This window comes from Bradyrhizobium sp. C-145 (assembly GCF_023375135.1).
GTDB lineage: Bacteria > Pseudomonadota > Alphaproteobacteria > Rhizobiales > Xanthobacteraceae > Bradyrhizobium > Bradyrhizobium zhanjiangense.
In genome coordinates, this window is the sequence record NZ_CP088150.1 from 3,706,628 (window position 1) to 3,729,698 (window position 23,071).

Consider the following 23,071-nt stretch of genomic DNA (forward strand, 5'->3'; position numbering starts at 1 on the left):
AGGAATTCCTTGCGAGACGGTCAGCTCCGTCAATCAGTCAACGGCATCGCTGGGATGCGCGATCCGCGCCATCAATTCGTCCGTGAGCGGGAATGCGAGGTTCTCACCCTTGGGCGGGATCGGCTTGGTGAACCATTTCGCGTAGGTCTTGTCGAATTGGCCGGACGCCATTTGTTTAGAAAGAACGTCGTCGACGAGGCGCTTGAAGCCGGCATCGCCCTTCGCGAACATCAGTCCATAATAGATCTTTGCGTAACCCTCGGGGAGGAACAAGAGCGCATCCGGATTCGGCGCCGCAGCCTTGAGCCCGGCGAGGAGGATATCGTCTTCCATGAAGGCGGCCGCACGGCCGGTGTTCAGCATCAGGAAGGATTCCGCGTGGTCCTTGGCCTGGACGATGTTGAGGCCGAGTTGCTCCTTGGCGTTGACGCTCTGCGCGAAACCTACCGCGTTGGAGCCTTGCGTGACGACAATCGTCTTGCCTTTCAGATCGCCGGCGGCCTTTACGCCACTGGCGGCCTTGACGAGCCATCGCGGCTGGCTGACGAACGTCGCGACGGAAAACGAGACCTGTTCCTGCCGCTTCTTGTCGTTCGCAGTGCCGCCGCATTCGATGTCGACCGTCCCGCTCTGGATCAGCGGAATCCGGTTCGAGGAGTTCACCGGCGTGTAGTTGACCTTGAGGTTGGGCAACTTCAGCTCCTCCTTGATGCGATCGACGATCGCCGCGCAGAGATCGAGCGAGAAGCCGATGGGCTTCTGATCGGGCCCGAGGTACGAGAACGGTATCGAAGCCTCACGGTAGCCGATCGTGATTGCGCCGCTGGATTTGATCTTATCAAGCGTCGGGCTGTCGGCTGCTGCGGAGGGGCTTGGGCTGACGGCCAGGAGTCCTGAAACCAGGAGTCCTGAAACCAGGAGTCCTGGGAGAAGTCCGAGCACCTGAACAAGCTTCTTCATGGTCTTTGCCTTTCCCTCGTTTGTCGAATTCAAGCTGCGGCGGAAGGGCGTCCGAGCCCTCGCCGACGGATGACATCGATCAGGCGATCGATGTCGTTGGCGGTGTTGAACATGCCGAGCGAGACGCGAATGCCATCTCGTTCGGGCGATACGCGCACATCGTTCTCCTCGAAATGGCCGAGCCAGTCCGATGGGGGCAGGGCGATGACGTAGATGTGCGGAGCACGATGCTTTCGCTCGCGCGGGCCAACGAGGCGGATGTCCAGCTCGTCCAGGCGCGCGATAAGGTGATCGCCGAGATCAAAGCAGTGGTTCTGGATGTTCTGCCCCCCGATCTGCTCGATCATGTCGAGGGAAGCACCCAGTGCATGGACCGCGGGCAGATTGAAGTTGCCCAGCTCGAATCGCCCAGCGGTGGGCGAGGGCGCCATCTTGTCCGGGCGCGCGATGAGATCATCAGGGATCTCGGCGAGGCTCGCGGCAGCCAGATAGGCCGGCTCCAGCTCCTTGAGCGCCTTGTCCCAATAGAGAAGCCCGAGCCCTTGCGGAACCAGCAATCCCTTGTGGCTTCCGGAGCCGACGAAGCTCGCGCCAATCGCCTTCGCATTGACAGGCACGACGCCGATCGACTGCATCACGTCCACGACGAAGTAGAGTTTCTTCCTGGCGCACATCGCGCCGACGCTCTCGATGTCAAAGCGGTGACCAGCGTGGAACGTGACATGTGACATCGAAATCGCGCGCGTGTTTTCGTCGATGAAAGGAGCAAAGCTGTCGGCATCGACGATATCGGTCATTGGGATGAATCGGACCTCGACGCCCTTCCGTTGCAGATGGAGGAACGCGTAGGCGTTGTTCGGATGATCGCCGTGGATCATCAGGACATTGTCGCCGGCCCGGAGCGGCAGTGCGTTTGCCGCGATGTTCATGCTTTCCGACGTATTTTTCGTGAAGGCGATTTCATCCGCGGCCACGCCGAGAAAGCGAGCGACCTTGGCGCGGGTCTGCTCCACCCGGTCGAGCCAGACGCTTTTCGGGCCGGCCGTCTCGAAGCCCTCGCGAAGGAAGAGCTCGATCGCGGCCTTTACCGGGCGCGCAAGCGGCGTTTGAAACCCGGAGTCCAGATAGACCATCCGTTCGACAGCGGGGAATTCCTTCCTCACGGCGTCCACGTCGTAGTGACGAGACATACGCATCTCCTGTTGGGCGCGCCGTCGGGACTTGGCCCTCGGCCAAGCGGCGGAGCGAGATTTTCGGAACGGTGAGACTGCGTTGCACAATTTCTGGTCAATCACCGGCAACGCCAAGAATATGAGCTTTCAGGATTTCGATAAAGGAATTTGTCGATTTTCAATATGTTTTATTCCGAAAAGTGATAATATGTGGCGTTGATTTTGCTGCCGATTTGGCCGGAGGGAAAATGACGCCACGCATTGAGAAGGACGGGCCATTGGATCGTGCCTTCGCGATCGTTCGGCACGTTGCCGACCAACGCAAAGCCGTCTCAGCGGCAGAGATCGCAAAGGCTCTCTCGCTGCCCCTTCCAACGGCACACAGGTTGATCGGAAATCTCGAGGACCGCGGACTGCTACAGAAGGCGTTGGGGACCAAGCGTTACGTTGTGGGAAACCAGCTCGTCACACTGTCCGCCACTGTCATCGGAGCGGCCTTCCGCACTGCGCGGCGGCATGCGGTGCTTCGGGCGGTTGCGGGAGAAATCGGCGAACAATGCGAGATCGGCGTCGTACGCGACAATGTCGTTGCCTATGTCGACAGCGTTCGCGTTTCGGAGCCGCAAGGCCTTCAGTTCAATCCGGGAGAGGCCGCGCCGTTACACTGCACGTCGACCGGAAAAATCTACATGAGCAGACTGCCCGAGCGGACCCGGGCGAAGTTGTGCCGCGCACTACCTCTGACCAAATTCACGGAAACGACGATCGTCGACGTCCCCGGGCTGATGAAGGTCCTGGAGGACACGCGGCAACGAGGCTGGGCCAAAACCAACGAAGAGTATGTGAAGGGAGTTGTGGGGTGTGCCGTCCCCATTCTGTCACCGGATCGAGAATTGATAGCTTGCTTGGGTGTCTCTGTGCCGGTGGCGCGCGTGAGCTTCGTCGAACTGGACCGGCTCATACCGCCGCTTCAAAAGGCTGCGGCTCTGCTGTCGGAGACCATTCTGCAGGTTGAAGACGACGATGGGGCAGATAGCCAATGATGGCATCATGCCCCTGTTTTGCCCGACGTGTCAAACGGCGTTGCGGACGCACTCGGCTAAGTCATTGATCCGCCTCGCACCGGCTACTGTGCATGGGGTTGTTTTCGCACTTTTGTTTGAGCGCTCGCCGGAAGGTGCCTCACGCGCTCTCCATCTCTCGGTGCACGTCGTGCACCACGAGCCCCATGCCTTCGTCCGGCATCCTGATCCAGTCGCGGCGCTTCAGGGTGCGCTTGGTGTCCTCGTAACCGCTTGTCCAATGCTCGCGCATCGGGGCTGGCCGCGGAGTAGGGTGGCCATCGCTCTGCATCATTAAACTGTAACAAAGCCGTAATTGAGTAGCTGTGGGGTTCGGAAGATGCCGTCAGCCATCTTCCGAATACGAGGCATTGTTGACGGTTGGGATTGGCCATGGCTGAGCCGGCAAAGCTTGTCAGCGCGATAACGAATGCCGAACCCGCCATTGCCGGCTTGGTGTGGGCCTTCCGTCTGCACAGCGACGGCAGCACTGAGGCGCTGCCGATCGACCAGCCGATCGAGTTCAGCCATGACGGTCGGCTCTGGCTGCATTTCAACCTGACGGATGCGCGCGTGCGGCCGTGGATTGCGGTCTCGCAATTGCCGCCGCTCGCGCGCGAGCTGCTGCTGTCGAACGACACGTTCCAGCAGCTTCACGTCATCGATCACTGCGTCTACGGCGTGCTCTCCGACCTCGTGCGCGAGATCGACAGCGCGACAGAAGAGACCGCGTTCCTGCGCTTCGCCATGACCGAGCATCTCCTGGTCAGCGGACGCCATCAGGCGCTGTGCTCGGCGGACGCGACGCGCCGCGTGCTTGAAGGAGGCTATCGGGTCGACAACGTGGCCCATCTCCTCGAAAAGATCGTCGATGAGGTCGCCGACACGCTTGACAGGATGGCCGACAAGCTCGGGCAGGAGATCGACGACATCGAGGAGCGGATCCTCGCCGATGATAGCAAGCCGGAGATGCGCCGCAATCTCGGCCGGCTGCGCCGGACCTGCGTGCGGCTGCATCGTCAGCTCACGGGCCTTCGCGTGCTGTTCCACCGCCTCGACCAGAAGAACACCGACCACCTCTCGCCAGCCTTGCGCATCCACGCCGGCAAGCTGGCGCAGCGGCTGGACGGGCTCGATCACGACATCGTCGAGCTGCGCGAGCGCAGCCGCCTGCTCGAAGAGGAGCTGCGCTTCAAGAACGAGGAGGAGAGCAACCGCCACCTCCACACGCTCTCCATCGTGACCTCGCTGCTGCTGCCGCCGACGCTGATCACCGGCATCTTCGGCATGAACACCAAGGGCCTGCCGCTCACCGAGGTGGAGAGTGGATTTCTCTGGGCGGCCGTTTTGATGGCTTCTTCAGTTGGTGCGGCCTATCTCTTCATGCGGCGGACGGGCATATTCAAGTAACTCTGCCAGCCGGAATCAGCCGTGATCGTGACTGCCCATAGCTCTGTGTTGCGAGGCGCGGCCGCCGTTATGCTGGCCTGCACGGCGATAAGCACGAATGCGCTCGCCGGCGCCAAGGACGAGAGCGCGGCCGGGTGGCTGTTTCCAAAATGGTTCAACGAATGGCATGACGGCGTCGCCAACAAGGGCCTGAATTTCGGCGCCACCTATATCGCCGACAATATCGCCAACGTCTCCGGCGGCGTGAAGCGCGGCGCCATCCATTTCGGCCGCCTCGATCTGTCGGTCGATGCCGATCTCGACAAGCTGGTCGGCTGGACTGGCGGCCGCTTCTACGCCAATGCCTTGGTGATCTACGGCCGCGGGCTGTCGCGCAACTACGTAATGAACCTCGCCACCATCAGCGAGATCGAGGCGCTGCCAGACCAGCGGCTCTACAATGCGTATTTAGAGCAAAGCTTCTTCAATGATCGCCTGAACATCAGGGCCGGCCAGCAGGCCGCGGACGTCGAGTTCTTCGACAGCCAGACCGACGACCTCTTCATCAACGGCACCTTCGGCTGGCCGGCGATCAAGGCATCTAATCTTCCGGCCGGCGGCCCGGCGCCACCGATCGCGGTGCCCGGCATTCGCATCAAGGCGGCGCTGACGGACAAGATCACGGTCTACGGCGCGGTCTTCAATGGTGATCCCTCAGGGCCGGGCGATGCCGATCCGCAATTGCGCGACCACCATGGCCTCGCGTTTCGTGTCAACGATCCGCCCTGGGTGATCGGGCAGGTCCGCTTCACCTACGACATCGATGTCGGCGGCCGACCGCTCGCCGGCAATTTCACGCCAGGCGCCTGGAAGCATTATGGCTCGTTCGACAGCCAGCGTTTTACCGCCGAGGGCGTCTCGATCGCCGATCCCAGCGGCAGCGGCATTGCTGCAAAACTTCGCGGCAACTACGGAATCTTCGCGGTGATCGAGCAGGTGCTTTATCGTCCGCCCGAGGTGAGGGACAACAGCACCTCAGCCTCGCTCCCTGGCATCACGGCGTTCGGCCGTATCGCCTATAGCCCGCCGGACCGCAATCTGATCGACCTGTATATGGACGGCGGCATCGGCTTCGTCGGCTTCACGCCTGGCCGTCCCCTCGACCGATTCGGCGTGGCGATGGCCTACATGCGGATTTCGAACACCGCCCGCAATCTCGATCTCGACACGCAGGCCTTCACGGGCATCCAGAGTCTGGTGCGCAGCAACGAGACCCTGATCGAGATGATCTACGAGGCGCACGTCAAGCCGGGCTGGCTGATCGCGCCTTACTTTCAGTACGTGTTCCGCCCCTCTGGCGGCGTCCCGAACCCGAACGATCCGACCGACGTCTCGCGGATCGGTGACGCCGCAGTGTTCGGCGTCACCACCACGATCAGGTACTAGGCCATCGCCGCTTGCGGCTTCGGCTTGGGTTGCCGCGACAGCGCCAGCACGATCAGCGAAGCGAACACGCACAGCGCGCCGGCGATGAAGAAGGCGGGCAAATAGCTCTGATAGACCGTCCGCGAAAAACCGGCACCGAAGGCGGCAGTACCGGCACCGAGCTGATGGCCGGCAAAGATCCAGCCGAACACCAGATTGGCGCGCTCGGGTCCGAATTTTTGAGCTGTGAGGCGCACGGTCGGCGGCACCGTGGCGATCCAGTCGAGTCCGTAGAACATCGCGAACACCGACAGGCCGTAGAACGAGAAATCGCTGAAGGGCAGGAAGATCAGCGAGAGCCCGCGCAGGCCGTAGTACCAGAACAAGAGCCAGCGGTTGTCGTAGCGGTCCGACAGCCAGCCCGACATGATCGTGCCGAAGAAATCGAAGATGCCCATCGCAGCTAACAGGCTCGCCGCCTGCACTTGTGGGATGCCGAAATCGAGGCACATCGGGATCAGGTGCACCTGGACGAGACCATTGGTCGAGGCACCGCAGACGAAGAAGGTCGCAAACAGGATCCAGAACGCAGTCGACTTCGAGGCGTCGCGCAGCGTGCCGAGCGCAACGCCTGTGATCGAGCCCTGGCTCACGGGCGGAGCGGGCAGGGGCGCGGTGCCTTCATCGCCGAACGGGCGCAGGCCGACATCGCTCGGCCGGTCGCGCATCGCGAGCAGGACTGCCAGGGCCGAGACGCCGAGCATGATGCAGACGAAGCCGAGCGCGAGACGCCAGCCGAAGCGCTCGGTGAGGCTTGCGAGCAGCGGCAGGAACACGAGCTGGCCCGTGGCGACGCTCGCCGTCATGATGCCGACGACGAGGCCGCGTCTTGCGGCGAACCAGCGCGTGGCAATGGTTGCGCCCAGCACCAAGGCAGTCATGCCCGTGCCGATCCCGATCACCACGCCCCACAAGGCGACGAGCTGCCAGACCTCGGTCATGCCGAGCGAGAGCACGAGCGCCGACACGACGATCAGCTGTGCGGCGAGCGTGACGTTGCGCAGGCCGTAGCGGTTGAGCAGAGCGGCCGCGAACGGGGCCATCAGCCCGAACAGGATGAAGCGGATCGATAGCGCGGAGGAAATCTCCGCCGTGCTCCAGCCGAACTCCTGTTGCAGGGGAACGATGAACACGCCGGGCGCACCGACCGTGCCGGCGCTGATCAGCGCGGCGAGGAAGGTCACGCCGACCATCACCCAGCCGTAGTGGATGTTGCGGCGGGAAAGTGCTGCCGCGAGCCAGTTCGAGATCATTGGGCCTCAACGTTGATGGGCAGGTCGCAAGAGACCTGCGTCAGCTTGCAGGATGGCACGGGACGCGTCTGTCGCAAATGACAGAGTTCCCTCGTTTTCGGACTTTCTCGCGTCAATGCGCCAGCCGCTCCACGGCAATCGCCGTGGCTTCGCCGCCGCCGATGCAGAGCGCCGCGACGCCGCGCTTGAGGTTCTGCGCCTCCAGCGCATGTAGCAGCGTCACGATCAGCCGCGCGCCGGTCGCGCCGATGGGATGGCCGAGCGCGCAAGCGCCGCCGTTGATGTTGAGCTTGTCGCGGGGAATGCCGAGATCGCGCTGCGCCGCCATCGCCACCACGGCGAAGGCCTCATTGATCTCGAACAGATCGACATCGCTTGCGCTCCAGCCGACCTTGTCGAGCAGCTTGCGGATCGCCGGGATCGGCGCCGTGGTGAACCATTGCGGCTCCTGGCTGTGGGTGGCGTGGCCCTTGATCTCGGCCAGCACCGGCAGGCCGCTCCGATCGGCGAGCGAGCGCTTGGTCAGCACCAGCGCGGCAGCGCCGTCGGCATTGGCGGAGGAGGCCGCCGGCGTGATCGTGCCGTTGGCGCGGAATGCCGGCTTCAAGCCGGGGATTTTTGCGGGATCGACCTTCAGCGGATGCTCGTCATTGGCGATGATGCGGGGACCCGCTTTCTCGGTGAGCGTGATCGGCGCGATCTCGGCCTTGAACGCGCCACCCTCGACGGCCTTGCGCGCGCGGCTGAGTGTCTCCATCGCGTAGGCGTCCTGGTCCTTGCGGGTGAACTGGTAGGCTTCCGCGGTGGCCTCGCCGAAATCACCCATGGAGCGGCCGGTCTCGTAGGCGTCCTCCAGCCCGTCCATCATCATATGGTCGATGATGCGGTCATGGCCGGCGCGGTAGCCGCCGCGCGCCTTGGCCAAAAGATACGGCGCATTGCTCATGCTCTCCATGCCGCCGGAGACGACGATGTCGGCCGAGCCGGCGCGGATGATGTCTTGCGCCAGCATGGTCGCTTTCATGCCGGAGCCGCAGACCTTGTTCACGGTGGTGGCGCCAGTGGCATCGGGCAGGCCGGCCGAGCGCGCGGCCTGGCGTGCCGGTGCCTGGCCTTGACCGGCCGGCAGCACGCAGCCCATGAAGACCTCGTCGACCTTCTCGGGCGCAAGTTTTGCGCGCTCCAGCGCCGCGCCGATCACGTGCGATCCGAGCTTATGGGCGGGGAGCGGCGACAGTTCGCCCATGAAGCGGCCGAGCGGGGTGCGGACGGCGGCGACGATGACGACGGGATCGGCGGCTTCGGCCATGACAAACTCCCTGTGCTGACAAGTAAGATTATGATCATCATATGATGCAGCGCAAAAAATGCAACCCGCGCGAGGGATGAGAAAATGTCGTGGTTCGGATGAGATTTGGTCGTTCGATTGTGAGGCAGGATGTGGTTGTGACGGAGTTGCGGTTGTAGGCGGTGACCGCCCCACACTCCGCTGTCATTGCCCGCGAAAGCGACCAATCCAGTATTCCAGAGGCCCGTGTTGGCGAACTCGCTCTTGCAACTGGCGCCGCGGCGTACTGGATGCCCCGGTCAAGCCGGGGCATGACACCTTTGGCTTGGAGGGAGCCTCTTCACTACAGAACCACGCCTCACCGCTTAATGTTCACGAACGCCTGCATGAGCCGCGTCGGCTCGTCCGTCAGGAACGACTCGCCGAACACCTTCACGCTCAAATTCACCGACTCCGTCAGCGGCAACTCCTCCCATTGCCGCAGCAGCGCCTTCTGCGACCTCAGCGCCTCGGGGCCGCATTCGAGCAACGCCTTCACGACGTGTTCGATCTCGGCATCCAGCCCGCCTTCCGGCGCGACTTTATCGACCAGGCCCCAGGCCAGCGCGGTGGCTGCGTCGATGTTCTCCGCCGTCATCACCAGCCAGCGCGCGCGGGCCCAGCCAATCAGGCGCGGCAGCAGCGCGGCATGGATCACCGAGGGGATGCCGACGCGCACCTCCGGCATGCCGAAATGCGCATCATGCGCGGCGATGCGGAAGTCGCAGGCGGCGGCGACCTCGAGCCCGCCGCCGAGGCACCAGCCGGGCATGCGCGCGATCACCGGAGCCGGGAAGGCGCGTACGGCCTCACAGAGATCGCGCAGGCGGCTGATGAAGGCTTCGGCCGACTTCTGGTCGAGCTTGGCCATCTCCTTGATGTCGGCGCCGCCGATCATGCTCTTCTCGCTCTGGCCGCGCAGCACCACGACGCGGATGTTGCGGTCGGTGGCAAGCCGCTGCAAGCCTTCGCGCATGGCATCGGTCACGGGCGAGCCGAGAATGTTGAGTGGGCCGGCGTTGCAGATCGCGACGTGAACGACGCCGCGCGCGTCACGCGTCACGCCGCAGTGGTGATTGAGCATTTCCATCATGCATCCCGAACGGTTCGTGGCAGGCGCAAGGCGCCGGGTCGAAGCCACTTCCGGGCCGAAACGCCCGGCTTGTCAAGCGGGCGGGGAACGGAGTTGCCAGCGGGAAGTCCGTAGCATAGCATGATATATGTCATATAACGAGGCCGTCATGACCCAAGCCGATCAACTTGACCTGTTTTCGCCCGACCAGCGGCGCGAGCGCGTGGTGGATTGGCAGGCGCCTGCGCCGGTTGCGAAAGTGGTGATGGGCCTGTCGGGCATGGACGCCATGCTGGGCATTCGCGACGGCCGCCTGCCGCCGCCGCCGCCCTTCGCAAAACTGATCGGCTTCACGATGGCCGTGGTCGAGCCGGGCCGGATCGTCATGGAACTAGAGCCGCGTGAAGACCTCGAAAATACCATCGGCCTCCTGCACGGCGCGACCGCCGCGGGGTTGTTGGATACGGCCATGGGGTGCGCGATCTCGACCCGGTTGGAGGCCGGGCAGGGCTCCGTGACCCTCGATTTGAAGCTGACCTTCCTGCGTCCGCTCTCGGTCCGTTCGGGGCTGATCTCGGCCGAAGGCAAGGTGATCAAGCTGGGGCGCCAGACCAGCTATACCGAAGGCTTCGTTCGCGACGGGAAGGGCGCGCTGGCGGTGCATGCAACTGCAACCTTTTCTATGATCGGCAACAATCTAACTGCGAATTAATGCGCCGTTCGCGGCATTTGCGTGTTATGAGATGATCTCCGACATTCAATGAGATGCGCATGCGCTATTCCCGGGAACACAAGCAGGAAACCCACGACCGCATCGTGAAGAAGGCCTCCGTGCGGCTGCGCGAAAAGGGCGCCCACGGCATCGGCGTCGCCGACCTCATGAAGGAGGCGGGCCTGACCCATGGCGGCTTCTACGCGCATTTCGATTCCCGCGAGGCGCTGGTGATCGAGGCCTTTGCCTACGCCATGGATCGCTCGATGGAGCATTGGCGCAAGCTCACCGGCGAGGCAGCTCCTGAAAAGCGGTTGGCGCTGATTGCGGAGAGCTATCTCTCCGCGCTGCATCGCGACAATCCCGGTCATGGCTGCTCGATCCCCTCGCTCGGCGCCGAGATCGCCCGCGAGAGCGCGAAGACGCGCAAGGCCTTCGCCGGCAAGCTCGACGAGATGATCGAGATGATGACCAACTATATCCCGAACATGCCACGCAAGGCCGCACGAAAACAGGCGATCGCGACGCTCGCCACGATGGCCGGCACCATGCTGCTGGCGCGCATCGCGGGGTCAAGCGAGCTGTCGGACGAGGTGCTGAAGGTGGGTCGAGACAGCGCGCTCGACGGCGCGAAGCGCGAGCCGAAGGTTGCGGTCAAGAAGGTGAAGCAGAACTAGGCGAGGTGCCGTAGGGTGGGCAAAGGCGCCCTTGCGCCGTGCCCACCATCTCTCCACGATTGCAGCAGAAGTGGTGGGCACGCCATGAGCCGCGCATTCGCGCGTCTCGTCGCTTTGCCCACCCTACGAAATCATCAACTCACCGTCCCGCAAACAACGCCCGCTCGCGCTCCACGATCTCGCTGATGTAATCCGCCACGGCCCTGATCCGCGCGAGGTCCTTGCTGTCGGCGTGCATCAGCATCCAGAACGTGCGCGTGATCGAGATCTCCTCCGGCAGCACCGGAACGAGCTGCGGATAGTCGGTCGCCATGAAGTGCGGCAGCACCGCGATGCCGAACCCCGAGAGCGTGGCATTGAGCTGCGCGATCAGATTGGCACTGCGGAAACGTGCGGAAATCTTCGGCGACACCTGAGGCAGATAGTCGAGCTCCGGCGTGAACAGCAATTCCTCGATGTAACCGACGAAGCGGTGCTGCGGCAGGTCCTGCCGAGAAGCGATCTCTGGAAAGCGGTCGAGATAGCCGGGCGCAGCATAGAGCCCGAGGCGGTAGTCGAGCAGCTTGCGGCCGACGATGCGGCCTTCCTTGGGCATGGTCAGGCTGATGGCGATGTCGGCCTCGCGCTTGGAGAGGCTGAACAGCCGCGCGGTGGCCACAAGTTGCAGGTCGAGATCGGGGTAGCGGTCGGCAAACGGGGCGAGGCGCGGTGCCAGGAAGGCGGTGCCGAAACCGTCGGGTGCGCCGATCCGCACCGTGCCGGTCAGCCGTGCCACCGAGCCGCCGACTTGCTCCTGGTTGGCGACGATGGTCGATTCCATGGCTTCCGCGCTGTCGGCGACGCGCTGGCCGGCTTCGGTGAGGAGATAGCCGGTCTTGCGCCGGTCAAACAGCTTGGCCGAGAGGTGCTTCTCCAGCCGGTCGACGCGGCGGATCACCGTAGCATGGTCGACCCCGAGCTGTTTTGCCGCAGCCGAGACCGAGCCGCCCCGCACGATGGCCAGCACGAAGCGAAAGTCGTCCCAGTCGATAGCGCCTTGATCCAGCATTTCCGCACATCTATGGTGCATTATCTCAGACTTGAATCCTATAAAATGCAGGTCAATAGGATTTGTCAAAGCGATCAGCTGAGCCTCAAGGAGATCATTCCATGCGTTCAATCGGACATTTCATCGGTGGCAAGGAGGTCAAGGGCACCTCGGGCCGCACCGCCGACGTTTTCGAGCCGATGACCGGTGACGTCCAGGCCAAGGTCGCGCTGGCATCCAAGGCCGAGGTTCGCGCCGCCGTCGAGAACGCGCGCGCCGCGCAGCCGGAATGGGCTGCGACCAATCCGCAGCGCCGCGCCCGCGTCATGATGAAGTTTCTGGAGCTGGTGCAACGCGACTACGACAAGCTCGCCGAGCTGCTGGCGCGCGAGCATGGCAAGACCGTTCCTGACGCCAAGGGCGACATCCAGCGCGGCCTCGAAGTTGCCGAGTTCGCCTGCGGTATTCCGCACCTGATGAAGGGCGAATACACCGAGGGCGCCGGCCCCGGCATCGACATCTATTCCATGCGCCAGCCGCTCGGTGTCGTCGCCGGCATCACGCCGTTCAATTTCCCGGCGATGATTCCGATGTGGAAGTTTGCACCTGCGATCGCCTGCGGCAATGCCTTCATCCTCAAGCCGTCGGAGCGCGATCCCGGCGTGCCGATGAAGCTCGCCGAGCTGATGATGGAGGCGGGCCTGCCGGCCGGCATCCTCAACGTCGTCAACGGCGACAAGGAAGCGGTCGACGCGATCCTCGACGATCCCGATATCAAGGCGATCGGCTTCGTCGGCTCGACGCCGATCGCGCAGTACATCTACGAGCGCGCTGCGCAAACCGGCAAGCGCTGCCAGTGCTTTGGCGGCGCCAAGAACCACGCGATCGTGATGCCCGACGCCGACATGGATCAGACGGTCGATGCGCTGATCGGCGCCGGCTACGGCTCCGCCGGCGAGCGCTGCATGGCTATTTCCGTCGCCGTTCCCGTCGGCAAGACCGCCGCCGACCGTCTGATGGAAAAGCTGATCCCGCGTGTCGAGTCGCTCAAGATCGGCACCTCGATCGATCCTTCCGCGGATTACGGCCCGCTGGTGACGCGCGAAGCGGTCGAGAAGGTCAAGAGCTACATCGACATCGGCATCAAGGAAGGCGCGACGCTCGCCGTCGACGGCCGCGGCTTCAAGATGCAGGGCTACGAGAACGGCTTCTATCTCGGCGGTTCGCTATTCGACAACGTCACCAAGGACATGCGGATCTACAAGGAAGAGATCTTTGGCCCGGTGCTATCGGTCGTGCGTGCGCACGACTACAAGGAAGCGCTGGCGCTGCCGTCGGATCATGATTACGGCAATGGCGTCGCGATCTTCACCCGCGATGGCGACGCCGCACGCGACTTCGCGGCCAAGGTGAACGTCGGCATGGTCGGCATCAACGTGCCGATCCCGGTGCCGATCGCCTATTACACCTTCGGCGGCTGGAAGAAGTCGGGCTTCGGCGATCTCAATCAGCACGGTCCGGATTCGGTTCGCTTCTACACCAAGACCAAGACGGTGACCTCGCGCTGGCCGTCCGGCGTCAAGGAAGGTGCGGAGTTCTCGATCCCGCTGATGAAGTAGGGCTGTAGCCCAGTCGTCATTGCGAGGAGCCCGCGACAAAATTGCGAAGCAATTTTGCGCTGGTGCGACGAAGCAATCCAGACTGTCTCTGCCGAGGGATGCTGGATTGCTTCGCTGCGCTCGCAATGACGATGGAGTGAAAGGTTAGGCGGCAGCATGCAGTTCGCTCTGAACGAGGATCAGATCGCAATTCGCGACATGGCTTTGGCGTTTGCAGCGGAAAAGATCGCGCCGCACGCGTTACGCTGGGACGAGGAGAAGCATTTCCCGGTCGACGTGATGCGCGAAGCCGCCACGCTTGGCATGGGCGGCATCTACATCCGCGACGATGTCGGCGGCTCCGCCATGACGCGGTTCGATGCGGCGCTGATCTTCGAGGCACTGGCGACGGGCTGCCCGACCACCTCGGCCTTCATCTCCATCCACAACATGGCGTCCTGGATGATCGATGCTTTCGGCAGCGATACCCAGCGCCACAGATGGCTGCCAAAGCTCTGCACCATGGAGCTGATCGCGAGCTACTGCCTGACGGAGCCGGGCGCCGGCTCCGATGCAGCAGCGCTGCGCACCCGCGCGGTGCGCGATGGCGATCATTACGTTCTCAACGGCCAGAAGCAGTTCATCTCGGGCGCCGGCGGCACCGACATCCTGGTCGCGATGGTCCGGACCGGTGGCGATGGTCCCGGAGGCATCTCGACCCTCGTCATCGACGGCAAGACGCCGGGCGTCTCGTTCGGTGCCAATGAGCGCAAGATGGGCTGGAACGCGCAGCCGACCCGCGCGGTGATGTTCGAGAATGCCCGTGTGCCGGTCGCCAACCGCCTCAGCGAAGAGGGCGCCGGCTTCAAGATCGCGATGGCCGGTCTCGATGGCGGCCGCCTCAACATCACCGCGTGCTCGCTCGGTGGCGCGCAAATAGCGCTCGACAAGGCGCGCGCGTACATGAAGGAGCGCAAGGCGTTTGGAAAGCGCCTCGACGAATTCCAGGCGCTGCAATTCCGTCTCGCCGACATGGCGATCGAGCTCGAGGCCGCGCGCACCTTCTTGTGGCGTGCAGCGGCAGCGCTCGACCGCAAGGACCCCGATGCCACCATGCTGTGCGCCATGGCAAAGCGGTTTGGCACCGACGTCGGCTTCGAGGTCGCCAACCAGGCGCTGCAGCTTCACGGTGGCTACGGCTACCTCAGCGAATACGGTATCGAGAAGATCGTGCGCGATTTGCGCGTGCACCAGATCCTCGAAGGCACCAACGAAATCATGCGGCTCATCGTGGCGCGCAAATTGATCGAGGGCGCGAGATGAGCGTGGTGGAAGAGGGCGACCTGATCGCCCGCGTCGAGGGCGCAGCCGGCGTGATCCGCCTCAACCGTCCGAAGGCGCTCAACGCCGTGACGCTGGAGATGTTTCGCGACATCGACAAGGCGCTCGACCGCTTCGAGGCCGATCCGGGCATCACCGTGATCCTGCTGGAAGGTGCCGGCGAGCGTGGCCTGTGCGCCGGCGGCGACATTCGCACGCTCTGGGAAAGCTCCAAAGTCAATGGCGACCTCGGCAAGATCCTGTGGCGCGAGGAATACATCCTCAACGCCCGGATCAAGACGTTTCCGAAGCCGTATGTGGCGTTCATGGACGGCATCGTGATGGGTGGCGGCGTCGGTTTGTCAGCCCATGCCAGCCACCGTGTCGTCACCGATCGCACCAAGCTGGCGATGCCCGAGGTTGGGCTCGGCTTCTTCCCGGATGTTGGCGGCACCTTTTTGTTGTCGCATTCGCCGGGCGAGATCGGCACCTATTTCGGGCTGACCGGCCAGACCATGAACGGGCCGGATGCGATCCATGCGAAGTTCGCCGACTGGGTCGTGCCGGGCGGGAGGCTGCCGGAGCTGCGCGAAGCCCTGACGAAGCTGCACTCGGGCGCGACCGCCGCCGACGTCAGCAAGCTCATCAACGGTTTTTCGACCGGTGAAACCGCAGGCCCGGTCGCCGCAAAGGAGCCGACTATCGACGCATTGTTTGGCTTCGACCGCATGGAAGACATCTTCACAGCGCTCAAGCGCGACGGCTCCGAATTCGCTCTGACGACACTGAAGACGCTCAACGAGAAATCGCCGCGCGGCATGGTGGTGACGCTGAACCTGCTGCGGCTCGCGCGCAAATCATCGAGCCTTGAAGAGTGCCTAGTGCGCGAATATCGCGCCGCGCTGGAGGTCTTCCGCAGCGACGATTTCCGCGAGGGCGTGCGCGCGGCCGTGATCGACAAGGATCGCAATCCGTCGTGGTCGCCGCCGCGGATCGAGGATGTGACGCCGCAGATGCTGGCGCCATATTTCGCCGAAATCGGCGCCGACGAGCTGAAGTTCAATTAACAACGATTGAAGCGGAGGAAACGACAATGGCCACGATCGCATTCATCGGTCTCGGCAATATGGGCGGCCCGATGGCCGCCAATCTGGTCAAGGCTGGCCACAAGGTCGTCGCCTTCGACCTCGTCGAGGCTTCGCGCGCGCAAGCCAAGGCCGACGGCGCCAGCATCGCAGAGAGTGCGGCGGGCGCAGTGAAGGGCGCGGACGTCGTCGTCACCATGCTGCCGGCCGGCAAGCATGTGCTGTCTGTCTGGAACGAGGTCGTTCCTGCCATGGCCAAGGGGGCGCTGATCATCGACAGCTCCACCATCGACGTCGAGAGCGCGCGGCAGGCGCATGCGTTGGCCGCCAAGCACGGCGTGCTCTCGGTCGACGCGCCGGTCTCGGGCGGCACGGGTGGCGCCAAGGGCGCGACGCTCACCTTCATGTGCGGCGGCGAGGAGAGCGCGTTCGCGGCGGCAAAACCCGTGCTGGAGAAGATGGGCAAGAAGATCGTGCATTGTGGCGGCGCCGGCGCGGGGCAGGCCGCAAAGATCTGCAACAACATGATCCTCGGCATCTCCATGATCGCGGTGAGCGAGGCGTTTGCATTGGCGGAGAAGCTCGGGCTCTCGCATCAGGCGTTGTTCGACGTTGCCTCGACCTCGTCGGGCCAGTGCTGGTCGCTGACGACCTATTGCCCGGTGCCGGGCCCGGTGCCGACCTCGCCGGCCAACAACGATTACAAGCCGGGCTTTGCCTCGGCGCTGATGGTGAAGGACCTGACGCTGGCGCAGGACGCCGCGAAGGCTGCGGGCGCGGCGACGCCGCTCGGCAAGCATGCGCAGGAGATCTATCAGTCTTTCGACGCAGCCGGGCACGGCGGGGTGGATTTTTCCGGAATTATCAAGCACGTTCGCAGCCTCGCTGGAAAATAGCGAGGCTTTGCTCGTAGCCCGGATGGAGCGAAGCGCAATCCGGGACAGCTCTTTCAATTGGCGTGACCGTCCCCGGATTGCGCTTCGCTCCATCCGGGCTACAGTCGAAGGTCAATTCGACGGGCCCGGATCATGACGACATTTCAGGAAGCGCGCGCGTTTCTGCTAAAGCACCGCACGGACCACGAGGCTGCGGTCAAGGGCTTCCGCTGGCCCGATCCGGTTCCCTTCAACTGGGCGCTCGACTGGTTCGACGCCGACCTCGCGACGAATGCGGAGAGCAGGGACAGGCCTGCGCTCTGGATCGTCGATGCCGCGCAGGACCGGCAGACCAAGCTCTCTTTCGCGACTCTCTCGAAGCGCTCGAACCAGGTCGCCAACTTCCTCCGCGCGCAGGGCTTGAAGCGCGGCGATCATCTCCTGCTGCTGCTCGGCAATGTGGTTCCGTTATGGGAGACGATGCTGGCGGCGATGAAGCTCGGCGTCGTCGTGATTCCCGCGACCACGCTGCTCACCGCAGAAGAACTGCGCGATCGGCTCGATCGCGGCAAGGCGAAGGCGGTGGTGGCTGCCGAGGACCAGGTCGCGAAATTCGCCAGCCTCGGTACCGAGAGTATCGTCCGCATCGTGGTCGGCACGACGTCCGATGGCTGGCTGGCCTATGACGAGGCGGCGACCGCTTCGGAGAGTTTTGCGCCCGATGGTCCGACCAAGGCCGACGATCCGATGCTGCTCTATTTCACCTCGGGCACGACCGCGAAACCAAAACTGGTGCGGCACAGCCAGCGCAGTTATCCGGTCGGCCATCTCTCCACCATGTACTGGATCGGGCTGAAGCCCGGCGACGTCCATCTCAACATCTCGTCGCCCGGCTGGGCCAAGCACGCCTGGAGCTGTTTTTTCGCACCGTGGAATGCGGGCGCGACCGTGTTCGTGGTCAACCAGCCGCGCTTCGACGCAAAAGGCCTGCTCGCCACCATCGGCCGCTGTGGCGTCACCACGCTATGCGCGCCGCCGACGGTGTGGCGGCTGTTCATCCAGGAGAATCTCGCCTCGTTCAAGGTGTCGCTTCGCGAGGTCTGCGGCGCCGGCGAGCCGCTCAATCCTGAGGTGATCGACCAGGTGCAGGCCGCCTGGGGCCTGACCATCCGCGACGGCTACGGCCAGACCGAGACGACTGCACTCGCCGGCAATTCGCCGGGCCAGCCAATCAAGATCGGCTCGATGGGGCGGCCGTTGCCGGGCTATCGCGTGCAGATCAGCGATGCCGACGGCAATCCGGCGAAGGAAGGCGAGGTGACCCTGGTGCTCGGCGTGAACCGTCCCGCCGGACTGATGCAGGGTTATCAGAGTGACGACGGCAAGCTGTCCGGTACGGAAGGCGAGCTCTACCGCAGCGGCGACGTCGTGTTCGCGGACGAGGATGGCTATCTCACCTTCGTCGGCCGCTCCGACGACGTGTTCAAATCCTCCGATTACCGCATCAGCCCGTTCGAACTGGAGAGCGTGCTGCTGGAGCACGAGCTCGTCGCCGAGGCGGCCGTGGTGCCGAGCCCGGATCCGATCCGGCTCGCGATCCCCAAGGCTTTCGTGCTGCTGACGTCGGGCGCGGAGCGCTCGCCCGTGACCGCGCTGTCGATCTTCAGGCACCTGCATACGCGCCTTGCCCCGTTCAAGCGCATCCGCCGCCTCGAAGTCGTCACCGAGCTGCCGAAGACGATCTCTGGAAAAATCCGCCGCGTGCAGCTACGCAGGTTGGAGCGCGACGACGACCGCACCGATCCGCTGCGCGGCCGGGAATTCCGCGAGGAGGATTTTCCGGAGCTGGCGAAAACACGGAGTGAGACCTAAGTGAACGAAGTCTGGAAGAAGCCGCCGATTACGCTCGACGCCTATCGGTCCATGGTCGGCAAGGAGATCGGCGTGTCGTCGTGGCACCTGATCGATCAGCCCCGCATCGACACCTATGCCGACGTGATCGAGGATCACCAGTTCATCCATGTCGACCCTGAAAGGGCGAGGAAGGAAACCGCGTTCGGCACCACCATCGCGCACGGTTTTCTCACGATGTCGCTGATGTCGATCATGTCTTATGAGGTGATGCCGGTGATCGCGGGCACCACGATGGGCGTCAACTACGGCTTCGACAAGCTGCGCTTCATCTCGCCGGTGCGCTCCGGCAAGCGCGTCCGCGGCCGTTTCGTGCTGGCGGAAGCCAAGCTGCGCAAGCCGAACGAATTGCAGTCCCGCACCAACGTCACGGTGGAGATCGAGGGTGAGGATAAGCCCGCGCTGGTCGCGGACTGGCTCGGGTTGATCTATTTCGAGTAAGCCCGGGCGATCCCGGCCGGGCTTGACCCGGCAACTCATCGCTGCTCAAAAAGGAAACCCAGAGCGGGGTTCACCCTCTCCCCTTGTGGGAGAGGGTGCCTCGCGGAACGCGAGGCGGGTGAGGGGTCTCTCTCCGCGAGCGCATCTGTAGAGAGAGACCCCTCATCCGGCGCTTCGCGCCACCTTCTCCCACAAGGGGAGAAGGGAAGAAGAATAGAGACCCTTACTCATGGCAATCAGGTTCGACGGACGCGTCGCCATCGTCACCGGCGCGGGCAATGGTCTGGGTCGCGCGCATGCGTTGGGATTGGCCAGCCGCGGCGCCAAGGTCGTGGTCAACGATTTCGGCGGCGCGCGTGACGGCACCGGCGGCTCGCTGTCGCCGGCCGAAGCCGTGGTCGAGGAGATCCGCAAAGCCGGCGGCACCGCGATGGCCGACGGCGCCGACGTCTCGAATTTCGAGCAGGTCACCGCCATGGTCGAGCGCGCCACCAAGGAGTGGGGCAGCGTCGATCTCTTGTGCGCCAATGCCGGCATCCTGCGCGACAAGTCGTTTGGCAAGATGGAAGCGGCCGATTTCCAGAAAGTGCTCGACGTGCATCTCGTCGGCACCTTCTATTGCTGCAAGGCGGCCTGGGCCGGCATGCGCGACCGCAACTACGGCCGCATCGTGCTGACGACGTCGTCCTCCGGCCTCTACGGCAATTTCGGCCAGGCCAATTACGGCGCGGCGAAATCAGGCATGGTCGGCCTGATGAACGTGCTGGCCGAGGAAGGCCGCAAGAACGACATTCGCGTCAACATCATCTCGCCGACGGCGGCGACCCGTATGACGGAAGAGCTGCTGCCGCCGCAGTCGCTGCAACTGATGAAGCCCAACGCGATCACGCCCGCGGTCGAGTACATGCTGAGCGAGGATGCGCCGACCCGCACCATCATGGGCGCCGGCGCCGGCTCCTTCGCCGTAATCAAGATCTTGGAGAGCGAAGGCATCAACCTGCCGGAGTCCGAATGGACGCCGGATGCGGTCGCCGCGCATTTTGCCGAGATCAGCGACATGTCGAAGGCCAAGGCGCTGACGGGGGCGTTCGAGCAGACGCAGAAATACGTCGCGCAGGCCGCGGCGCGGGCGGGCATCAAGCTCTAAGGCTGTCATTCCGGGGCGCCCGAAGGGCGAGCCCGGAATCCATCGCGCCGCTGACTCTGCCGCCCAATGGATTCCGGGCTCGCGCTACGCGCGCCCCGCAATGACGAGCCTGACGCGAGAATCTGGCCTAAACTCCAGTCATGACTGCAACCGAATCCCACATCGCCGTCATCGGCGCCGGCCCCGCCGGGCTGATGGCGGCGGAGGTGCTGGCGCAGGGCGGTGCCCGCGTCACCGTGTATGACGCGATGCCGTCCGCAGGCCGCAAGTTTCTGATGGCAGGTCGCGGTGGACTCAATCTCACCCACAGCGAGCCGCTGCCGCAGTTCATGGCGCGCTACCGAGCGGCGGCGCAGAAGTTGAAGGCTGCCATCGACGCGTTTCCGCCCGGCGCGCTGCGCGCCTGGAGTGAGGCGCTGGGCGAGCCGACTTTCGTCGGCAGCAGCGGCCGAGTGTTTCCGAAGGCGTTCAAGGCCTCGCCCTTGCTGCGCGCCTGGTTGCGACGGCTCGATGCTGCGGGGGTGCGGTTCGCCTTTCGTCATCGCTGGACCGGTTGGGATGACGAGGGGCGGCTCCGGTTTCAAACGCGCCATGGAACGGCTGTCATCGCTGCCAAAGCGACAGTGCTGGCGCTCGGCGGTGCAAGCTGGCCGCGGCTTGGCTCCGATGGCGGCTGGACGACAATTCTGGCGGACAAAGGCATCGCGATATCGCCGCTACAGCCCGCAAATTGCGGTTTTACCGCCGCCTGGTCCGACGTCTTTCGATCCCGCTTCGAAGGACAGCCGCTCAAGGGGATTGCGCTAAGCTTCGGCCCGCATGGCCTGCGTGGCGAGGCGATCATCACGCGAGCTGGCATCGAAGGCGGGGCGATCTATGCGCTGTCGGCCGAATTGCGCGAGGCGATCGCGGCGAACGGCGAGGTGGTGCTCAACGTCGCTTTGCGCCCGGATGTCGATGAGGCCGAACTCGTCAAGCGCCTGTCTGCCTCGCGCGGCAAGCAGTCGTTCTCTAACTTCCTGCGCAAGACCGCGCAGCTCTCGCCCATCGCCGCCGGATTGTTGCAGGAGGCCGCAATTGGCGCCGGCCAATCGCTGTCGGCAATGCCGCCCCAACGATTGGCCGAGCTCATCAACGCCGTGCCGATCAAGCTAACTGGAGTAGCTCCGATCGCGCGTGCGATTTCCAGCGCTGGCGGCATCTCTTTCGACGAACTCGACGCCGACGTCATGATCCGCAAGCTGCCCGGCGTGTTTGCCGCCGGCGAGATGCTGGACTGGGAAGCGCCGACCGGCGGCTATCTGCTGCAGGCGTCGTTTGCGACCGGCGCTGCCGTGGGCAGGGGCGTGCTGAAATGGCTCGCTAGCTCACCACCGTCATTGCGAGCGTAGCGAAGCAATCCAGACTGTCGCCGCGGAAAGATTCTGGATTGCTTCGTCGCAAGAGCTCCTCGCAATGACGGTTGTGGGGCAGCGCCCCTACCGCAGCTTCCCCCGGGCCGCGACCGGCAGCGTGCCGATGATCTCCTCGCCGCGGACCATCACCACCTCGTCCATCATGTTGACGACGACGCAGACGTGGTTCGGCACGATGCGGACGACGTCGCCGACGTTGGGGCGCGTGTTGCTGCGGGAGAGGTCGAGGAAGCCGTGCTCCTCGGCAAAGCGCGCGATCTTCGCCTCTGGATGCTCCAGGATCAGGCCGTGGCCGTCGAGCCCGCCGGTGTCCGTGGTCAGCGTCTTCGAGCCGGCATCGAGGATGCCGCGCTCGGGCGCGGCGCGGCTCACCACCGTCGAATAGATGTGCAGTGCGCAATCGTCCCAGCTGGCGACGCCGGCGGCGACCTGCATGCGGTCGTTGTAGATATAGGTGCCGAAGCGGTGTTCGGTGCCGCCCTTGAGCTTGCCGAGGTTCTTCAGGTTCGGCGTGCCGCCGGTCGAGACGATTTTTGCTTCCAGCCCATGCGCGCGCACGCCGGCCAGCGCCTCGTCGTAAAACTTCTGTGCGTCAGCCCAGCCCGTTTCGGTCGGGTAGAGCATGAAGCCTGCGAATTGCAGCCCCTTGGATGCCGCGATCTCGCGGGCGAGGGTGATCGCTTCGGCCGGCGTCTCGACACCGGCGCGCTTGCGGCCGGTGTCGCATTCGACCACGACCGAGAGCGGACGGCCTGATGCGGCGGCGGCCTTGGGCAGACCGGCGACGACGGTCGAATTGTCGGCGGCGACCGTCATATTCGCCTTCGCCTGCAGCGCGCCGAGCCGCGCCATCTTCTCTTCGCCCAGCAGATTGTAGCTGATCAGGATGTCGTCGATGCCGGCATTGGCCATGATCTCGGCCTCGCCGAGCTTCTGGCAGGTGATCCCCTTGGCTCCGGCCGCGACCTGCATCTTGGCAATCGTCGGGTTCTTGTGCGTCTTGATGTGCGGACGGTTGGCGACGCCGGCCTCATCGCAGGCCGTCTGGATGCGCGCGATGTTGCGCTCGACCCTGTCCATGTCGATGACGGCGCAGGGGGTGCCGTATTCGCGGGCGATTTTAGCAGCGAGGGGAGTGGTCATG

General features: G+C 64.0%; 20 protein-coding genes and 1 pseudogene. 13 read left to right on the forward strand and 8 right to left on the reverse strand.

What is annotated here, in order from left to right:
- Nucleotides 1–33: 33 nt before the first annotated feature.
- Both LRP30_RS17065 and LRP30_RS17070 read right to left on the reverse strand, forming a co-directional pair.
- Nucleotides 34–960, reverse strand: a complete 927-nt coding sequence (locus LRP30_RS17065; protein WP_249761104.1) for an amino acid ABC transporter substrate-binding protein — start codon at nt 958–960, stop codon at nt 34–36.
- A 29-nt stretch (nt 961–989) separates the two neighbouring features.
- Nucleotides 990–2,150, reverse strand: a complete 1,161-nt coding sequence (locus LRP30_RS17070; protein WP_249761105.1) for an aminotransferase class V-fold PLP-dependent enzyme — start codon at nt 2,148–2,150, stop codon at nt 990–992.
- 230 nt (nt 2,151–2,380) lie between these two features.
- On the opposite strand from LRP30_RS17070, the gene LRP30_RS17075 reads away from it, so the two are divergent.
- Nucleotides 2,381–3,175 (forward strand): IclR family transcriptional regulator, encoded by a 795-nt coding sequence (locus tag LRP30_RS17075; RefSeq protein WP_249761106.1) that lies wholly within the window; start codon nt 2,381–2,383, stop codon nt 3,173–3,175.
- A 139-nt stretch (nt 3,176–3,314) separates the two neighbouring features.
- Here LRP30_RS17075 and LRP30_RS17080 read toward each other — a convergent pair.
- Nucleotides 3,315–3,446 (reverse strand): annotated as a pseudogene (locus LRP30_RS17080) (DUF3734 domain-containing protein); the annotation flags it as partial.
- A 140-nt stretch (nt 3,447–3,586) separates the two neighbouring features.
- Between LRP30_RS17080 and LRP30_RS17085 the strand changes: the two are divergent.
- Nucleotides 3,587–4,603 carry a transporter gene (locus tag LRP30_RS17085; RefSeq protein ID WP_249761108.1) on the forward strand — a complete coding sequence of 339 codons (1,017 nt, stop codon included), beginning with the start codon at nt 3,587–3,589 and terminating at the stop codon, nt 4,601–4,603.
- A 21-nt stretch (nt 4,604–4,624) separates the two neighbouring features.
- Nucleotides 4,625–6,028, forward strand: coding sequence for a carbohydrate porin (locus tag LRP30_RS17090; protein WP_249761109.1), 1,404 nt, complete (start codon nt 4,625–4,627; stop codon nt 6,026–6,028).
- On the opposite strand, the gene LRP30_RS17095 is transcribed toward LRP30_RS17090, so the two are convergent.
- The 3 genes from LRP30_RS17095 to LRP30_RS17105 form a co-directional block, all read right to left on the reverse strand.
- Entirely contained in the window at nt 6,025–7,320 is a 1,296-nt protein-coding gene (locus tag LRP30_RS17095; protein ID WP_128938630.1) for an MFS transporter, read from the reverse strand. The two genes, LRP30_RS17090 and LRP30_RS17095, sit on opposite strands and share 4 nt — an antisense overlap.
- Before the next feature lie 112 nt (nt 7,321–7,432).
- On the reverse strand, nt 7,433–8,629 hold the full coding sequence (locus LRP30_RS17100; RefSeq protein ID WP_249761110.1) for an acetyl-CoA C-acyltransferase: 1,197 nt from the start codon (nt 8,627–8,629) through the stop codon (nt 7,433–7,435).
- Nucleotides 8,630–8,966: 337 nt separating this feature from the next.
- Nucleotides 8,967–9,737, reverse strand: coding sequence for an enoyl-CoA hydratase (locus LRP30_RS17105; RefSeq protein WP_249761777.1), 771 nt, complete (start codon nt 9,735–9,737; stop codon nt 8,967–8,969).
- Between the two features lie 151 nt (nt 9,738–9,888).
- On the opposite strand from LRP30_RS17105, the gene LRP30_RS17110 reads away from it, so the two are divergent.
- Complete coding sequence (locus tag LRP30_RS17110) at nt 9,889–10,431, forward strand: PaaI family thioesterase (protein WP_249761111.1); 543 nt, start codon at nt 9,889–9,891, stop codon at nt 10,429–10,431.
- A gap of 59 nt (nt 10,432–10,490) precedes the next feature.
- Nucleotides 10,491–11,108 carry a TetR/AcrR family transcriptional regulator gene (locus LRP30_RS17115; protein WP_249761112.1) on the forward strand — a complete coding sequence of 206 codons (618 nt, stop codon included), beginning with the start codon at nt 10,491–10,493 and terminating at the stop codon, nt 11,106–11,108.
- A gap of 139 nt (nt 11,109–11,247) precedes the next feature.
- Here the strand turns inward: LRP30_RS17115 and LRP30_RS17120 are convergent, their stop codons facing one another.
- Nucleotides 11,248–12,156: a LysR family transcriptional regulator gene (locus tag LRP30_RS17120; protein WP_128938634.1), complete on the reverse strand. Its 909-nt coding sequence runs from the start codon at nt 12,154–12,156 to the stop codon at nt 11,248–11,250.
- Nucleotides 12,157–12,257: 101 nt separating this feature from the next.
- Here LRP30_RS17120 and LRP30_RS17125 point away from each other — a divergent pair, with 101 nt between their 5' ends.
- From LRP30_RS17125 to LRP30_RS17160, 8 genes are all read left to right on the forward strand, one after another.
- Nucleotides 12,258–13,754: a CoA-acylating methylmalonate-semialdehyde dehydrogenase gene (locus LRP30_RS17125; protein WP_128934365.1), complete on the forward strand. Its 1,497-nt coding sequence runs from the start codon at nt 12,258–12,260 to the stop codon at nt 13,752–13,754.
- A 156-nt stretch (nt 13,755–13,910) separates the two neighbouring features.
- Nucleotides 13,911–15,056 (forward strand): isobutyryl-CoA dehydrogenase, encoded by a 1,146-nt coding sequence (locus LRP30_RS17130; protein WP_249761113.1) that lies wholly within the window; start codon nt 13,911–13,913, stop codon nt 15,054–15,056.
- The gene (locus LRP30_RS17135; RefSeq protein ID WP_249761114.1) at nt 15,053–16,120 is read left to right on the forward strand and encodes an enoyl-CoA hydratase/isomerase family protein; all 1,068 of its coding nucleotides are present in this window, start codon (nt 15,053–15,055) and stop codon (nt 16,118–16,120) included. The genes LRP30_RS17130 and LRP30_RS17135 overlap by 4 nt, the downstream gene beginning before the upstream one ends.
- A 26-nt stretch (nt 16,121–16,146) precedes the next feature.
- Nucleotides 16,147–17,034 carry a 3-hydroxyisobutyrate dehydrogenase gene (gene mmsB / locus LRP30_RS17140; protein ID WP_128934362.1) on the forward strand — a complete coding sequence of 296 codons (888 nt, stop codon included), beginning with the start codon at nt 16,147–16,149 and terminating at the stop codon, nt 17,032–17,034.
- 132 nt (nt 17,035–17,166) lie between these two features.
- Nucleotides 17,167–18,885 carry an AMP-binding protein gene (locus LRP30_RS17145; protein ID WP_249761115.1) on the forward strand — a complete coding sequence of 573 codons (1,719 nt, stop codon included), beginning with the start codon at nt 17,167–17,169 and terminating at the stop codon, nt 18,883–18,885.
- The gene (locus tag LRP30_RS17150) at nt 18,886–19,365 is read left to right on the forward strand and encodes a MaoC family dehydratase (protein WP_249761116.1); all 480 of its coding nucleotides are present in this window, start codon (nt 18,886–18,888) and stop codon (nt 19,363–19,365) included. It abuts the gene before it with no gap.
- Between the two features lie 229 nt (nt 19,366–19,594).
- Nucleotides 19,595–20,512 (forward strand): SDR family NAD(P)-dependent oxidoreductase, encoded by a 918-nt coding sequence (locus tag LRP30_RS17155; RefSeq protein WP_249761117.1) that lies wholly within the window; start codon nt 19,595–19,597, stop codon nt 20,510–20,512.
- Nucleotides 20,513–20,652: 140 nt separating this feature from the next.
- On the forward strand, nt 20,653–21,903 hold the full coding sequence (locus LRP30_RS17160) for a TIGR03862 family flavoprotein (RefSeq protein ID WP_249761118.1): 1,251 nt from the start codon (nt 20,653–20,655) through the stop codon (nt 21,901–21,903).
- A gap of 87 nt (nt 21,904–21,990) precedes the next feature.
- On the opposite strand, the gene LRP30_RS17165 is transcribed toward LRP30_RS17160, so the two are convergent.
- Nucleotides 21,991–23,070 (reverse strand): D-TA family PLP-dependent enzyme, encoded by a 1,080-nt coding sequence (locus LRP30_RS17165; RefSeq protein ID WP_249761119.1) that lies wholly within the window; start codon nt 23,068–23,070, stop codon nt 21,991–21,993.
- Nucleotide 23,071: the final 1 nt, after the last annotated feature.

Excerpts from the sequence above, each read along its gene's own strand:
- LRP30_RS17065 (WP_249761104.1), bottom strand. The coding sequence starts at position 960 with ATGAAGAAGCTTGTTCAGGTGCTCGGACTTCTCCCAGGACTCCTGGTT.
- LRP30_RS17070 (WP_249761105.1), bottom strand. The coding sequence starts at position 2,150 with ATGTCTCGTCACTACGACGTGGACGCCGTGAGGAAGGAATTCCCCGCT.
- LRP30_RS17075 (WP_249761106.1), top strand. The coding sequence starts at position 2,381 with ATGACGCCACGCATTGAGAAGGACGGGCCATTGGATCGTGCCTTCGCG.
- LRP30_RS17085 (WP_249761108.1), top strand. The coding sequence starts at position 3,587 with ATGGCTGAGCCGGCAAAGCTTGTCAGCGCGATAACGAATGCCGAACCC.
- LRP30_RS17095 (WP_128938630.1), bottom strand. The coding sequence starts at position 7,320 with ATGATCTCGAACTGGCTCGCGGCAGCACTTTCCCGCCGCAACATCCAC.
- LRP30_RS17100 (WP_249761110.1), bottom strand. The coding sequence starts at position 8,629 with ATGGCCGAAGCCGCCGATCCCGTCGTCATCGTCGCCGCCGTCCGCACC.
- LRP30_RS17105 (WP_249761777.1), bottom strand. The coding sequence starts at position 9,737 with ATGGAAATGCTCAATCACCACTGCGGCGTGACGCGTGACGCGCGCGGC.
- LRP30_RS17110 (WP_249761111.1), top strand. The coding sequence starts at position 9,889 with ATGACCCAAGCCGATCAACTTGACCTGTTTTCGCCCGACCAGCGGCGC.
- LRP30_RS17115 (WP_249761112.1), top strand. The coding sequence starts at position 10,491 with ATGCGCTATTCCCGGGAACACAAGCAGGAAACCCACGACCGCATCGTG.
- LRP30_RS17120 (WP_128938634.1), bottom strand. The coding sequence starts at position 12,156 with ATGCTGGATCAAGGCGCTATCGACTGGGACGACTTTCGCTTCGTGCTG.
- LRP30_RS17125 (WP_128934365.1), top strand. The coding sequence starts at position 12,258 with ATGCGTTCAATCGGACATTTCATCGGTGGCAAGGAGGTCAAGGGCACC.
- LRP30_RS17130 (WP_249761113.1), top strand. The coding sequence starts at position 13,911 with ATGCAGTTCGCTCTGAACGAGGATCAGATCGCAATTCGCGACATGGCT.
- LRP30_RS17135 (WP_249761114.1), top strand. The coding sequence starts at position 15,053 with ATGAGCGTGGTGGAAGAGGGCGACCTGATCGCCCGCGTCGAGGGCGCA.
- mmsB (WP_128934362.1), top strand. The coding sequence starts at position 16,147 with ATGGCCACGATCGCATTCATCGGTCTCGGCAATATGGGCGGCCCGATG.
- LRP30_RS17145 (WP_249761115.1), top strand. The coding sequence starts at position 17,167 with ATGACGACATTTCAGGAAGCGCGCGCGTTTCTGCTAAAGCACCGCACG.
- LRP30_RS17155 (WP_249761117.1), top strand. The coding sequence starts at position 19,595 with ATGGCAATCAGGTTCGACGGACGCGTCGCCATCGTCACCGGCGCGGGC.
- LRP30_RS17160 (WP_249761118.1), top strand. The coding sequence starts at position 20,653 with ATGACTGCAACCGAATCCCACATCGCCGTCATCGGCGCCGGCCCCGCC.
- LRP30_RS17165 (WP_249761119.1), bottom strand. The coding sequence starts at position 23,070 with ATGACCACTCCCCTCGCTGCTAAAATCGCCCGCGAATACGGCACCCCC.